Here is a 13,645-nt window from a genome sequence, read left to right as displayed (position 1 = left end):
CAAGGTTGGCTGAATGACTGCGCTCCGCTCCAGACCCCCAAAAACCGCACCGCAGAACATGCCATCCCCCCAGCAGGCCGTTGCCTCCGCCCCCCGGCACCATGCCGCGCACAGGCAAACGCGTGCAGTCCTTGGCTTGCAAGCCCTGCTCCTGATTGCCACCAGCGCCCACGCAGCAGCCGCGGACAGCAGTGGAACAAACGCACAGCAGGTTACACAGGACGCAAAGCCCCAGTGGTACACCGGCTCCCTTGTTTCTCCTTCGGGGGCACTGGTCAAAAAGGGCGTTTTTGCGTGGGAACCCTATATGACCTACAGCCAGCCTGTTGGGTACCTGAACAACAATAACGGCATGGAATCGCTACATCCGCGGCAAAAAGCAGTTAGCAATTTTACCCTGTATAAATATTCGATCACGGATACGATCAGCATCCAGCTGACCCCGGTCATCAGCTATCGCTGGAAAAAGGGGAACAATACCAGCAGTGGTCTAAAGTTTGGTGACCTGCCCGTGGACCTGATGTGGCGCTATGTGAATGCAGACCCCAAACGCTATATTCCCGCCCTGAGCATTTTTGCAGGCATGGCCATGCTACGGGGGATTATAGCCGGCTTGGCCGCGCGCAGGACGGAGTAGGTGCGGGGGCCTATACCTTCCGTCTGGCCCTGACCAGCCAGTCCACCTACACCCTGCCCGGCCAGCATGAGCTGCGCCTGCGCGTGTGGAGCACCTTCCGCAAGGCCGTAACCACCGCGCATCTGCACGATGTCACAAGCTATGACACATCAAACGGATTCAGAGGCCGTGCTCAGCCGGGCATGTATGGGCAGAGCGGTTTTTCGCTGGAATATGCCGTGAACCAGAGGTGGGTTCTGGCCATGGATCTGGCGCGGGACTGGGCTAACGGCGCACATGTGCGCGGCACAACAGCCACAGGCCAGAAAGTGGACACCATTGCCCAGTCGTCAGGCGACTGGCAGATCGCCCCGGCCATTGAATATAGCTGGTCGCCTAACTTTGGGGTGATTGCTGGTGTTTCCACCTATTTTGCTGGCCATAACACCAATTTTGATGTGTCCCCCCAGGTTGCGTTCAACAGCGTATTCTAGGCTTACGCCACAAAAAACGGCGGAAAGAACACTTTCCGCCGTTCATGCTTAACCGTTTATGCAGTGTTTACCTTTTACGGTGCTGGAGCAGGACCTTTGACAATGGATGACAGGTCATCCGGGCGTATCCACTTACCAAACGCCGCCTGCACATCCGCACCAGTTGCGTTGTAATAGGCCAGTGCGCCACGGTCCGCATTATCCAGCGGCAGCCCCAGTTCGGTCAGGTGCAAATACTGCGCTGCAATCCGGTCCAGACTGGCTCGGGCCAGAGGAATGCTCCGCAAGAGTGACGCCTTGGCCAGAGCCAGCTCATCATCAGAGGGAGGTGCAGACTGCATGGCCTTGATATCCCGCACAGCAGCGGCCTGCGCCTTGCCGACCTTATCCGGGTCTGCGCCATAATTGACCGTATACAGGCCACGGGTACGCCCCCAATCAAACGCGCTACCCACAGTGTAAACATACCCCGTTTTAACACGCAGGTCGCGGTACAGACGTGATGAGAACAGCCCACCCCCCAAGACCTCGTTCCCCAACTGGAGCATAAAGTGGTCAGGCTGGGCTGCGGTCAGGCCCAGTGTTTCGGCCAGAACCACCTCATCCTGCACGCTGCTCTTGTCCGGCACCAGTGCATGGGACGCCTTGCTCAGAGGGACGGCTGGCAGGTCAATATCAGGGGCGGGTCCTTCGGCTTTCCAGTTCCCGAACGCCTGCTCCATGACTGCCTGCGCCTTTTCGGGCGAGACATCCCCCGTCACAACAATGGTGGTTACGTCCGGCCGCCAGACTTTTTTGTAATAGGCCAGCACGTCATCACGCGTCACACTCATAATGGATTGTGGTGTGGCCTCGCGCAAAGTGGGGTCTTTGGGGGGCAGAACCGCCATTTTGATGGCACGGCTGAACAGATGTTCGGGCGAGAGCAGTTCCCCCGCCTGCGCCTGTGCTGCCTGCTGGCGCACAACCTGAAAATCCTTTTCTCCAAAGGCGGGGTGCAGTTCATTATCTGCCAGAAGAGCCACACCCTTTGCAAAATCAGGTGTGAGCACCTGCAGGGAGAACGCACTCCCCGCACTCTCCCATGCTGGAATATCATCCAGCGCCTTCTGGAAGGCCAGACGGTCATACCGGGTGGTCCCGTAGGAGAACAGGGCTTCAGTCACATCGTTCACCCCATCCTGCCTGCGGGCTGTTGCAGGGAGGGTGTCGTCCGCACCTGACCACTGACCTGAATGGTGTGGCTGACATGCGACGGCCAGACAATAAGCTTGATCCCGTTGGACAGGGTGCTGACATACGGCTGCGGAGTCGGTTCGGGCTTGTCGAGCTTGAGCAGCGCCTTTTCTGCCCAGTCAGGCAATTTGACAGGCTTGTCGGGGGATGACGCAAAGGATTCAGCACCGCCGAACCCCTTGCCCGATACCGGCTTGCCCGAGCTTTCCGGCGTCAGCACGGCCGAGACGGCATGGGCCGGGTTGAGCAGGGTTGCCGCCAGCTTGTTAACCGCCTCTGGTGTCACAGCCTGATAGGCCGCCACCAGATCCCCCGGTGCATCCAGCCCCTGAAAAGCAAGGGCCGTGGACCATGTGGTTGCCAGACCACTGACCGAATTGGCGGCAAACTGCATTTGTGCAATTTCGCGCCGTTTGGCTGCCTCTACCAGATCGGCGGGAACACCGTTCTTGCGGATGTTTTCCAGCACCGCGCGCATGTCTGCCATAGTTTTTGCAGCATCCCCGCCCTTGGGGAAAGCCGCCAGAGCAAGCCCGAAGCCTGCTTCTTTTTTGGGAGCGTATTCAAACCCGGCGAACAGCGCCTTGCCCTGTGGCACCAGATCATACAGCGCCCCACGCTGGCTGGACAGCACATCGGACAGCACATCCGCCGTGGCATAATCCGCCGCCGAAGAGCCAGGCATGGGGAAGGCAAGCGTTGCAAACCCGACCGGGTAATCCGTTGCCAGCGTAAGCGTTTTGGCTGGTGGCGGCACAGGTTTTACCTTGTGGCGGGCGGGCAATGTTTTACGTGGAACACTGCCAAATGTTTCTTCCACCAACTGCAAGGTCGTCACGGGGTTTACGTCGCCCACAATAACCAGAACGGCATTGTTGGGTGCGTACCATTTTTCATAAAATGCCCGCAGGTCAGCGGCTTTTGTTTTATCAAAAGAAGGGCGCGTGCCCAGTGCGTCATGCTCGTACGGTGTGCCTGCAAACAAAATGGCCTGCAACTGCTCCAGGTACAGGTAAGCAGGGCTGGACAGATCGCGCGAGACTTCCTGCTCGATTGCGCCGCGCTCCTTGCTCCAGTCTGCCTCCGACAGGGTCAGCGCGTTCATGCGCAGGGCTTCGATCCTGAGCAGGACAGGCAGATCTCTTGCCTGAGCCGTGTAAAAATACTGGGTGACGTCCTCGGTCGTGTCCGCATTATAGCTCCCGCCAAGACGCGTACCCACGGCGGCAAGCTGGTCCTTGTCCAGCCCTTTGCTGCCCCGGAACATCATGTGTTCAAGCGCGTGCGCCGTGCCGGGAAAGCCCGCAGGCGCTTCCGCCGAACCCACCAGATAGTTGATTTCCGTTGTCACCACAGGTGCCAGCCGGTTGGGAACAATCACAACCTTAAGGCCATTGGCAGGGTTGCCCGCACCACCTGCGCGCTGCTGAGCGCAGGCGGCACAAGGGTGGATGGCATACCCGGCGCTGCCGCCTGTGCAAACGCCCCAACGGGCGAAAGAGCACTCCCACACAAAGCCAGAGCAGAAACAAGCGCCAGCGCCCTTGCACGGGAAATGGTGGTTTTACGAAAAATCATGAAAAATCCTGTGTCCTGTGGAAACCAGCGCGAAAAAAAACGTCTAATACCCCATACCGGGTAATGGCAGTTTTTTGGCCAGAGCAGACAGCTTGTGCCGCCTGAGTTCGGAACGGGCCTTGGCGTCCTCGGTCATGTAATTGAGCTGGATGGTATAGCGCGAGCCGACAAACGACTTGTGGCCATGCCATGTGGTGGGGCCATTGGGGAAGATCAGCAATGTGCCATCCACCGGCTGTACTTCCTTGGCGTAGTCCTCCAGATCATCGGGGCTACGGAGCAGGCGTAAGCAGCCTTCCTGTTTTTCCCACCCCGGCTGCGGGGTTGAGATAGAGCAGAATAGTCACCCGTTTGGCTGTGGAGTCGGTGTGGATGCGCCCATCCTTCTCCCGCGTGCGGCCACGGATGGTCAGCATGGAAGGCGCATTATCCAGATCAAGCCCAAGTTTGTCAGCAATGATCCGCCGCAGCTCCGGGCCTTCCATCTCCCGCACCAATGCCTGCACAAGGGGGGACAGGCTGAGCGACTGGGGCGGGAACGACCCACCCGAGTTGATTTGTGGCAGACTTGCAAACAGTTCGGGCAGATCATCCTTGCGAATAAAATGCGGCACCATGATGTGCGTGTAGGGCTCCGCGCAGACAGGAGCCTGCGTTAATGCCGCGTAATCGGGTCGGATGGTTGCGTGTGGCGTGGTCATACCCTGTTGTCCGCGAAAGTGAACCTGTTAACCGCCGAAACGGTAGAAGGGTTGCGCCACATAGACAAGAGCCCCCAATCAGGCCCGCCGTCTGCCGCGCCCCTTGCCCGGTTTTAGCTCATACCCACCGCCTCCCGGCCCTAATGGGCGGGGCACCTGTTCCTTGCCTGTTTTTTTGCGCCCGGTCCCCTGCCCTGCCTTTGGTGGAGCAGGCACATCCAGCCCAAGCTGGAGCGCTTCCAGCCGTTTGATTTCATCACGCAGGCGGCCTGCGGTCTCAAACTCCAGTTCGGCTGCGGCATCACGCATCCGCTTTTCCAGCCCGGCAATGGTGGCACTCAGGTCCTGACCTACAAACTCGGCCACGCCTGCATCCTCATCCGGGGCGACGGTCACATAGTCCTGCTCAAACACGGAGCCGACAATATCACCAATATGTTTGCGCACACTCTGGGGGGTAATGCCGTGCGCCTCGTTCCACGCCATCTGCTTTTCCCTGCGCCGTGCTGTTTCCTCCACCGCATAGGTCAGGGAGTCGGTCATTTTATCCGCATACAACAGCACGCGGCCGTCCACGTTACGGGCGGCACGGCCAATGGTCTGGATGAGTGACGTGCGTGAACGCAGGAAGCCCTCCTTGTCCGCATCCAGAATGGCCACCAGCGAACATTCGGGAATATCCAAGCCTTCACGCAGCAGGTTGATGCCGATGAGCACATCAAACGCGCCCATGCGCAGGTCACGAATAATTTCGATCCGCTCCAGCGTATCCACATCGGAGTGGAGGTAGCGGACGCGAATACCCGCCTCATTCATATAATCGGTCAGGTCTTCGGCCATGCGCTTGGTCAGGGTGGTTACCAGCACACGGCTGCCCTTGGCTATGGTCTCCCGGCATTCGGCCAGCAGGTCATCGACCTGATGTTCCACGGGGCGGATAATCGTAACAGGGTCGATCAGCCCCGTGGGGCGGATGACCTGCTCGGCAAACACACCACCCGTGCGTTCCATTTCCCACGGGCCGGGGGTTGCGCTGACAAAAATTGTCTGGGGGCGGAACGTGTCCCACTCCGCAAAATTGAGAGGCCGGTTATCCAGACACGAGGGAAGGCGAAACCCGAAGTCTGACAGAATGGATTTACGCGCAAAGTCTCCACGTTCCATGCCCCCAATCTGGGGAACAGTCACGTGGCTTTCATCCACAATCAGCAAAGCATCTGCGGGCAGATATTCAAACAGGGTGGGTGGCGGATCCCCCGGTTTACGACCGGACAGGTAGCGGGAGTAATTCTCAATTCCCTTGCACACGCCTGTGGTTTCCAGCATCTCCAGATCAAATGTGGTACGCTGGTCAAGCCGCTCGGCCTCCAGCAGCTTGCCGTCTTTTGTAAACTGGTCCAGCCGTGTGCGCAGTTCGTGCTTTATGCCTTTTATGGCCTGATTGAGGGTTGGGCGCGGGGTCACGTAGTGGCTATTGGCGTATATGGTAATTTCCTGCAAATCAGCCGTTTTTTCTCCAGTGAGCGGATCAAACTCGATAATCCCATCCACCTCGTCACCAAAGAGCGAGACGCGCCATGCCCTATCCTCATTCTGCACGGGAAAAATATCTACGCTCTCCCCACGCACACGGAAGGCACCACGCGCAAAGGCCGCATCGTTCCGGCGGTATTGCAATTCCACCAGACTTTTAATCAGCTTGTCGCGATCAATCTCGCCCCCAAGCTCCAGCTTGACCACCATGCGCGCATAGGTTTCCACCGAGCCAATACCGTAAATGCAGGAGACAGAGGCAACGATAATCACATCATTACGCTCAAGCAGCGCCTGTGTGGCTGCGTGGCGCATGCGGTCGATCTGCTCGTTAATCTGGCTATCTTTTTCGATATAGGTGTCCGAGCGCGGCACATAGGCTTCTGGCTGGTAATAATCGTAGTAACTGACAAAATATTCCACGGCATTATTAGGGAAAAACTGCTTCATCTCCCCATAAAGCTGGGCGGCCAGTGTTTTGTTGGGTGCAAGAATAAGGGTTGGCTTCTGTGTGGCTTCGATCACCTTGGCCATGCTGAAGGTCTTGCCCGACCCCGTAACCCCTAGCAGAACCTGATCGCGCTCCTGCCCTTCCACACCGGCGACAAGTTCCTTAATCGCCTGTGGCTGATCGCCCGCTGGTTCATATTCAGAGACAACCTCCATCCGGCGCAGGCGTGGGCGGGGGGACTGCTGCTCCGGCACAAAAGTAACCGGCGGCAGGCTTGCAGCCCGCTCGCTCAGAGAAGCCCGTTTTTTACCCCGCGATGGCAACGCTGCCGAAGGCGTGGTGGAAGAAGATGAAGCACCCATACCCGATAAGATGGGCAACTCTGCGCTCCGGCGCAAGGGAGCAAAGCCAACCACGCCACACCCGGCACCTCCCCAGAAAAATCCGGGGAGGTGGGACAGGCTCAAGAGCGTGCAGGGGGCGCCATGAACTCCGGCCCGACCGGGTCGGTCACATTTTGCGCCACAACCGCGTCAATGGCAGCCATGTCATCTGCACTCAGTGCCCAACCAAAAGCGTCCTGCACGGCTGTGATCTGCTCGGGCTTTCTGGCCCCCCATAAAGCAATGGTCGGCCCACGGTCCAGCACCCAGCGAATAGCCAGCGCCAGCAGACTTTTGCCGTGCTGCTCCGCAATGGTTGCAAGCCCCTGCACCGCGTTCAGATACTGATTGAAACGGGGCTGTAGGAACTTGGGGTCCACCTTGCGCAGATCATCCCCGGTAAAAACATGCTCTGCAGTCATTTTACCCGACAAAAGCCCACGGCACAGCGGACCATAGGCCAGCACCGCAAGATTGTTCCTGACCGCATAAGGCAGAATATCTTTTTCAATCTCGCGCTCAAACAGATTATATGGCGGCTGAATACTTGCCACCGGTGCAAATTTACGAAATTCGTCCATCTGTTCAGGCGAGAAATTGCTCAGGCCAAGAGCATGGACCTTGCCACTCTGCACGCTTTTTTCCAGCGCGCGTGCGGTCTCCTCAAACGGGGTTTTGGGGTCTGGCCAGTGCACCTGATACAGGTCGATATGGTCCGTATGCAGCCGCTTGAGCGATGCATCCAGTTCCTCCTCCACACGTGCTTTTCTGCTATCGCGGAAGACCTGACCGTTCTGCCAGTTCAGCCCCACCTTGGTGGCCAGCACCACCCGGTCACGCCGTCCCTGCAGGGCCTTGCCCAGAATTTCCTCCGAATGACCAAAACCATAGACTGGTGCTGTATCAATCAGATTGATCCCAACATCGAGTGCTTTATCGATTGTTTTTGCTGCGTTCTCGTCATCCGCCCCACCCCACATGGAGCCCCCCATGGCCCATGTACCCAGCGCCACGCGCGAGACCGGTTTGGCAATGCCTCAATTGTCATGAATTCCGCAGCCACGTTCACTTTCTCCCTGAATATCTCTGACCTGCCGATAACAGCATGCTTGTCACACAGTTTGCATACAACACGGCATATGGGCAGCAATGCAGTGCAGAACTGCAAAGATAGGTTGACCTGCATACAGGCCGTTCTACACTACACAGCCATGAACGCTCACGCATCTCCTGTGTTTCCCCGTGCTGGTGTGCTGGCCATTGTCCGCCGTGGCAGCGATTTTCTGCTTGTCCGGCGCTCCAATCCCCCCGATGCAGGCCTATGGGGTTTTCCCGGCGGCAAGGTGGAAGGGGGGAGACCTTCTTCCGCGCGGCAGAGCGCGAACTGATGGAAGAAACCTCTCTACCAGCGCAGGCAACATCGCTCATTGATGTGTTTGACAGTGTGCATTATGCGCCTGATGGCACACTGGCTTTTCACTACCTTATTCTGGCCGTGCTCTGCACCGAGCCACAGCCTGCCCTTGGCACCCCCATAGCGGGGGATGACGCACAGGAAGTCCGCTGGTTCAGTTATGATGCCATTCGTAAGCTTGGCCCACAGGCCAGCGAGCGCCTGCCTTATATTGCGCAAACCGTCATGCAGGCACACACGCAGGAATAAAAAACACCCTTTATTCCTGAATTATTTTTCAAACAGAACATCTCCCCGCTCACGAGAGTTAAAAAACCCTTTAAAAACGCCTGTTCTTTTTGCTCCATACCATACCCGTGCTCCACGCAACAAACACAACAAGCGTGAACACTCCCCCCATAACCGCCATAGAAACCGGCAGGCCCGGGATCAGATATGTTGGCGCATCACAGGGTTTGGAAGGAGTCAGCGGCATGGATGCCCAGCGCTCGGCCAACGTGCGCCCGACCACATGGGCCGCATGGCAGGCGGGGAACGGGCTTGACCACCACTTCCACTCAACCCCTGCGTGGCAGATGGCCAGCCCCTCCGCCACCAGCAGCACAGGCGCGCACAGCCACAAAACCACACGCCCCCATCTGCTGGGCAGAACAGGCACCATAACCCCCAGCACAACCAGCACACGCCACGGCCAACGCTCCCACAGGCAGAGTTCACACGGCATGATCCCCAGCTCGTGCTGCGTCCACCAGGCAACGCTCAGGGCAGAAAACCCCGCCATGATCATTAAAAGCGCAAGCACACTCTGCCGGGTATTCTGTCTCATGCGGTTCGGACCTCGGATAACGCTGCAATAAATGACCGCGCCCAGCTTGCGGCCGTTACGCGCCACACATCCGTACGCAACCGCTCCCAGCGTACCTTACGCTCGGAGGCAGACATACTTAACGCCTTGTGCAGGGCTGTTGCAATTTCGTCCGAATCATGTGGATTGACCTGCAAAGCATCATCCATATCTGCCGCAGCCCCGGCAAAGCGGGACAGAATGAGCACCCCCGGATTGTCCGCAAGCTGGGCGGCAACATATTCCTTGGCCACAAGGTTCATCCCGTCACGCAGGGGGGTGACCAGCACCGCGCTGGATAGCTGGAAAAACGCCGCAAGCTGTTCACGCGGGAGCGGGTGCGTAAGATACCGCACAGGAGTCCAGTCAAACGCGCCATAGGTGCCGTTAATATGCCCCACAAGCTGGTCCAGTTCGGCACGCAGGCTCTGGTATTCCGGCACACTCCCGCGTGAGACCGGGGTGATCTGGAGATACACCACCTTGCCCCTGTATTCCGGATAGCGTTTGAGGAACGTATCATACCCCCGCAAACGCTCTGGCAGGCCCTTGGAATAATCCATACGGTCCACACCAATAATCAGCGGCATGCCACGCAGGTCCTGCTGCAGGCGCCGCAGTTGCGGCAGCCCCTGTCCCTCACGCGCGCAGGTGGCAAAACTGTCTGGGTCAATACCAATAGGAAAAACGCGCGCCCGTGCAGGAATACCCAGAACGGCAAAAGCTTCGTTCATATTGCGGGCATCATCCTCGGTCTGCACGCCAATCACATCATACGCGCGCAGTGCCCGCATAAGGGCCGCAGCAGCGGGCAAGGAGCGCATGAGGCTCCACGGCGGAAAAGGAATGTGCAGAAAAAAACCGATACGCGCCTTGACCTTGAGCCCACGCAAAATCCTGCCAAGGGGGAACAGGTGGTAATCATGCACCCAGACCATGTCATCTGACTCCAGCAAAGGGGCCAGCCTGTTGGCAAACAGGGTGTTGACGTTGATGTAAATCTGCTGGTCGTGCCGATTATAATTCATCAGCCCGGCACGGTAATGGCACAGCGGCCACAGAACAGCGTTGGAATAGCCCTGATAAAACCCGTTATATTCCTTATGGGTCAGCGCTATGGTCGCATAAGTAACGTTGTCGACCGTATCCATGCCCAGTGGTCTGTCCGCACAGTCCGCCACCTGCTGCCCGGACCAGCCAAACCACAGGCTCGGACGGTCACGGATCGCGTCCCTAAGCGCCACAGCCAAACCCCCTGCGGGCTGTTTGCGGTCACGTATTGCTGGTACCCTGTTGGAAACAATGACCAGCCTCTGCATGCCTCACCCCCTTCCTGCGACGAGGGACGCCAACCAGGCCCGGAACACCGAAGGGGTAGGAAAATCCGCAGGAATGCGGAAAAAAGCCCCCCCCATACGATGGACAGCGGCCATGCCGTCCTCATCTGTTACGTCGTCTCCTACAAAGACAGGTTTACGTCCGGCAAACGGGGTGGTTTCCATCAACAGGGATACGGCATAGCCTTTATCCACCCCGGCCGGGCGGATTTCCCACGCCATTTTTGCGGGCTGGAGCGTAAATGCACCATCGGATTCCCGCACCCAGCGCTCGGCTGTCTGGCGCAGTACCTCGGCCTTTTCCGGCGCAGCCCGGTAGTGCAGCACAAAACCACCCTGCTTATGCTCAAGCCGTGTGCCCGGCAGGGTTGCCAGCAGGTCCGATGCCTGCACAAGCCATCGCTGCGGCATGGTGGGCAGCACCGCCCGCTCAACAGGACCGCCGGGACGGTGGCGGATGGTCACACCATGCTCCCCCGCAACCGCAAAGGGCACATCCCCCAAAAACTGGTCAATCTGCTCAATCGGGCGGCCGGAAATAATGGCCAGCGCATCCCCACAGGCGGCACGCAGGTGGCTCAGGGTTTCCAACAGGCCGGGGGGAACCACGACCGCCTCGGGTGTGGGGGCTATGTCTACCAGTGTGCCATCAAAATCGAGCAGGAAAGCTGCCTGACTCAGGGGAGGAATTTTAAAACGGTTGTCCTGCGCAAAGGAAGAACCAAACACAACGTACCTCTTTACTTTTCTGTCTAGCGCCGGACAAAAAAACACATGCCGCGTTTGGCGCTACTCCAACAATTTTTCAGACCTGCGCCTTAATACGCTCCGTCACTATCAGGCTGGAACGGGTTGGCGTTATCAGGCGCTGCGGGCCGGGGTGGAGCAGATGGCGCCACAAGACCCGGCGGTGTGGGGGCGGCAGCCCCGACACCTGCACCATCCTGCACAGGGGCAGACTCCGGCAGGGGGGGCGGTGCTACCGGCTTGGCCAATGGCGGCAGGAAAGGCGCCATATCGTCACCTTCGCAGCGCACCATGCGCACATCATAGACGGAGCTTTCCAGCACCCCGAGCCCGGGTTCGGCGGCTAGCATCCAGCCTTTAAAAGCCGCCCCTCCGGGGTGTGTATCCTGTATTTCCAGCCATGCTGCTGCGTCAGGCGCACGGGTTGGCGGGCGCTGGAGGCAGCGACGGGCCAGAATGTCCAGATTTTTGTAGTGTTTTGCCTCCCCACCGACTGGCACGGACAGCACCTCCACATGGGCATCCAGTCGGTCGAGCACACGCACAACGGCGGTACCTTTACCCTGCCATGTGCCAGCAGGATAAACAGCAGGGGGTGCAAGAGGGGTACCCGCAGCCCAGACCGAGGCCACACAGGCAAGGGAGGACACAAGCCCCACACCAAGCAAGCGGCACCTGCGCCGCCAGACCTGCACCGTCATGCCCGGCTCACCTTGGGGGACGCAAGGGAGGACACCAGTTCCGCCAGACGTTCACGCATGACCTGCTCACTCACCCCCATTAACACTGCATCCTCAAACGCATCGGCCAGAACTTGCTGCACTTCCTGCCAGTTTTCTTCCAGCATCCGCAGTTTTTCCTGGCACGTCACGGGTTGCCCGTCCTCTTGCGGCCATATGCGCAACGCCGTCATTGTGTCCGCCTTATCATCACTCTGTTTATGCTAGACCGGTTTTATGTCCGTTTCAGGGCGCGGGCGCGCCACTGGCTCCACCCTGCGCCCCTGCCGCATCCTTGTTGGCGCGGGTCAGCGTGTCGGTCACGGAGAAAATGAACTTGCTCAAAAGCTGTTCCAGACTGATCGAGCCTTGGGTCTGGCTGATCGTCGCACCTGCGGACAGGGTTTTGTCATCCCCTCCGGGGGAGAGTGCAATGTACTTGCCGCCCAGCAGGCTGTCGCTGGTAATAATGGCCGCCGTATCCGCCGAAAGGTGGATGTCCGGGCGCACGGTAAAGACCACATGAGCCCTGAACGTCTGCGGGTTGACGCTCTCGCTCTGCACCGTGCCAACGGTCACGCCTGCCAGCCGCACATCCGAGCCGACACTCAAGCCGTCAACATGCGCAAAATCTGCACTGAGCTGATACCCGACCGTATCCGTCTTGCGACCCTCGCCAACCACTGCTGCGGCCAGCATACCTGCCAGCCCCACCAGCACGGCTGTGCCGGTCAGAAGCTCCGCCAGACTGCGCCGTGATTTTTCCGCCATTGCCGATGCCATGAACTTACGTACACTCCCTGATAAGACAGACCACTCTAACAGGGAATGCACAGCAAATCACGCCTCGGACGTACCCTCGGGCGTCCATGCCTCATAATCACCGGTTGCGGGCGGGTGCTGGCCGGTTGCGTACAGGCTTCCCTGCGGGTGGTAAGCTTGGGCTGTGCCGGTCATGTTGGCTGGTGGGGCAACTGCCATGGCTTACGCTCGGCCTGCGCAATAGGGGCATCCAGCGTATGGTGCAGCCAGCCCCACCACTCAGCGGGCACGGCGGAGGCATCCTCCCCCTTATGGTAGATCACCCAACGCTCGGGGCGCTCCATGCCGCCACCCTTGCGGGCCGGGCCGGTTGATTCATAATAACAGCGGCCATCGGCATCCTTGCCAATCAACCGCCCCTTCCGGCGCGTATGCAGCCATGTTCCGAAATTTGCCATAGCTGGATGATAGGACTCCGCACAGCCCGCGGTCCATGTTTTATCGCAAATCGCCCGATCAACCGCGCGCGAGCAGGGCACGCCAAAAGTTATCCCCCATATCCTCATTTTGCAGGGTGATAACGGCGTCCGGGACGTGTTTTGTCGGGTTCCGCTGCCTGTGCGCACGGCGGTAACATGCCTGCATGACAACAGCCAGACGCCATTGGAACGGTGTGCTGATGAGCACACTGGAGGCCGCAGCAGACCCGGACGCACCCCTTCGCTCCGTGACCCTGCCCGCAGAGTGGGATGTGGACGCCGCGTCCGCGCTCGCCCAGCTTGTGCCGGGGGACGACCCGATCGACCTGCCTGCCCTTGCCTCGCGCTGGA

8 protein-coding genes and 6 pseudogenes are annotated in these 13,645 nt (G+C 58.9%); 3 read left to right on the top strand and 11 right to left on the bottom strand.

What is annotated here, in order from left to right; all coding sequences use genetic code 11:
* The first annotated feature begins 58 nt into the window (after positions 1–58).
* Positions 59–1,110: pseudogene (locus JCM25146_RS18800) on the top strand (hypothetical protein).
* 74 nt (positions 1,111–1,184) lie between these two features.
* Here the strand turns inward: JCM25146_RS18800 and JCM25146_RS18795 are convergent.
* From JCM25146_RS18795 to JCM25146_RS10510, 4 genes and pseudogenes are all read right to left on the bottom strand, one after another.
* Positions 1,185–3,924 (bottom strand): annotated as a pseudogene (locus JCM25146_RS18795) (M16 family metallopeptidase).
* A gap of 43 nt (positions 3,925–3,967) precedes the next feature.
* A pseudogene (locus JCM25146_RS18790) lies at positions 3,968–4,625 on the bottom strand (2OG-Fe(II) oxygenase).
* 78 nt (positions 4,626–4,703) lie between these two features.
* Entirely contained in the window at positions 4,704–6,971 is a 2,268-nt protein-coding gene (uvrB, locus tag JCM25146_RS10515; protein ID WP_051544201.1) for an excinuclease ABC subunit UvrB, read from the bottom strand.
* Positions 6,972–7,072: 101 nt separating this feature from the next.
* Positions 7,073–8,005, bottom strand: a complete 933-nt coding sequence (locus JCM25146_RS10510) for an aldo/keto reductase (protein ID WP_025827838.1) — start codon at positions 8,003–8,005, stop codon at positions 7,073–7,075.
* A gap of 33 nt (positions 8,006–8,038) precedes the next feature.
* Here JCM25146_RS10510 and JCM25146_RS24930 point away from each other — a divergent pair.
* A pseudogene (locus JCM25146_RS24930) lies at positions 8,039–8,655 on the top strand (NUDIX hydrolase).
* A 70-nt stretch (positions 8,656–8,725) separates the two neighbouring features.
* Here the strand turns inward: JCM25146_RS24930 and JCM25146_RS10500 are convergent.
* The 7 genes and pseudogenes from JCM25146_RS10500 to JCM25146_RS18780 form a co-directional block, all read right to left on the bottom strand.
* The gene (locus JCM25146_RS10500; RefSeq protein ID WP_025827837.1) at positions 8,726–9,232 is read right to left on the bottom strand and encodes a disulfide bond formation protein B; all 507 of its coding nucleotides are present in this window, start codon (positions 9,230–9,232) and stop codon (positions 8,726–8,728) included.
* Positions 9,229–10,569, bottom strand: coding sequence for an alpha,alpha-trehalose-phosphate synthase (UDP-forming) (locus tag JCM25146_RS10495; protein WP_025827835.1), 1,341 nt, complete (start codon positions 10,567–10,569; stop codon positions 9,229–9,231). Before JCM25146_RS10495 ends, JCM25146_RS10500 begins: the two co-directional genes overlap by 4 nt.
* Before the next feature lie 3 nt (positions 10,570–10,572).
* On the bottom strand, positions 10,573–11,316 hold the full coding sequence (gene otsB, locus JCM25146_RS10490; protein ID WP_025827833.1) for a trehalose-phosphatase: 744 nt from the start codon (positions 11,314–11,316) through the stop codon (positions 10,573–10,575).
* A gap of 89 nt (positions 11,317–11,405) precedes the next feature.
* A complete protein-coding gene (locus JCM25146_RS10485) occupies positions 11,406–12,035 on the bottom strand; it encodes a DUF2155 domain-containing protein (RefSeq protein ID WP_081774829.1) in 630 nt (209 codons plus the stop codon).
* On the bottom strand, positions 12,032–12,247 hold the full coding sequence (locus JCM25146_RS10480; RefSeq protein WP_025827828.1) for a hypothetical protein: 216 nt from the start codon (positions 12,245–12,247) through the stop codon (positions 12,032–12,034). Before JCM25146_RS10480 ends, JCM25146_RS10485 begins: the two co-directional genes overlap by 4 nt.
* Before the next feature lie 52 nt (positions 12,248–12,299).
* Complete coding sequence (mlaD, locus tag JCM25146_RS10475) at positions 12,300–12,836, bottom strand: outer membrane lipid asymmetry maintenance protein MlaD (protein ID WP_025827826.1); 537 nt, start codon at positions 12,834–12,836, stop codon at positions 12,300–12,302.
* A gap of 57 nt (positions 12,837–12,893) precedes the next feature.
* Positions 12,894–13,273 (bottom strand): annotated as a pseudogene (locus JCM25146_RS18780) (NADH-ubiquinone oxidoreductase subunit NDUFA12 family protein).
* Positions 13,274–13,458: 185 nt separating this feature from the next.
* On the opposite strand from JCM25146_RS18780, the pseudogene JCM25146_RS21465 reads away from it, so the two are divergent.
* Positions 13,459–13,645 (top strand): annotated as a pseudogene (locus tag JCM25146_RS21465) (vitamin B12-dependent ribonucleotide reductase); the annotation flags it as partial.

The organism is Acetobacter okinawensis JCM 25146 (assembly GCF_000613865.1).
Classification (GTDB): Bacteria; Pseudomonadota; Alphaproteobacteria; order Acetobacterales; family Acetobacteraceae; genus Acetobacter; species Acetobacter okinawensis.
The sequence above is the reverse complement of the archived record's forward strand: the minus strand, read 5'-3'. Positions and strand labels throughout refer to the sequence as shown.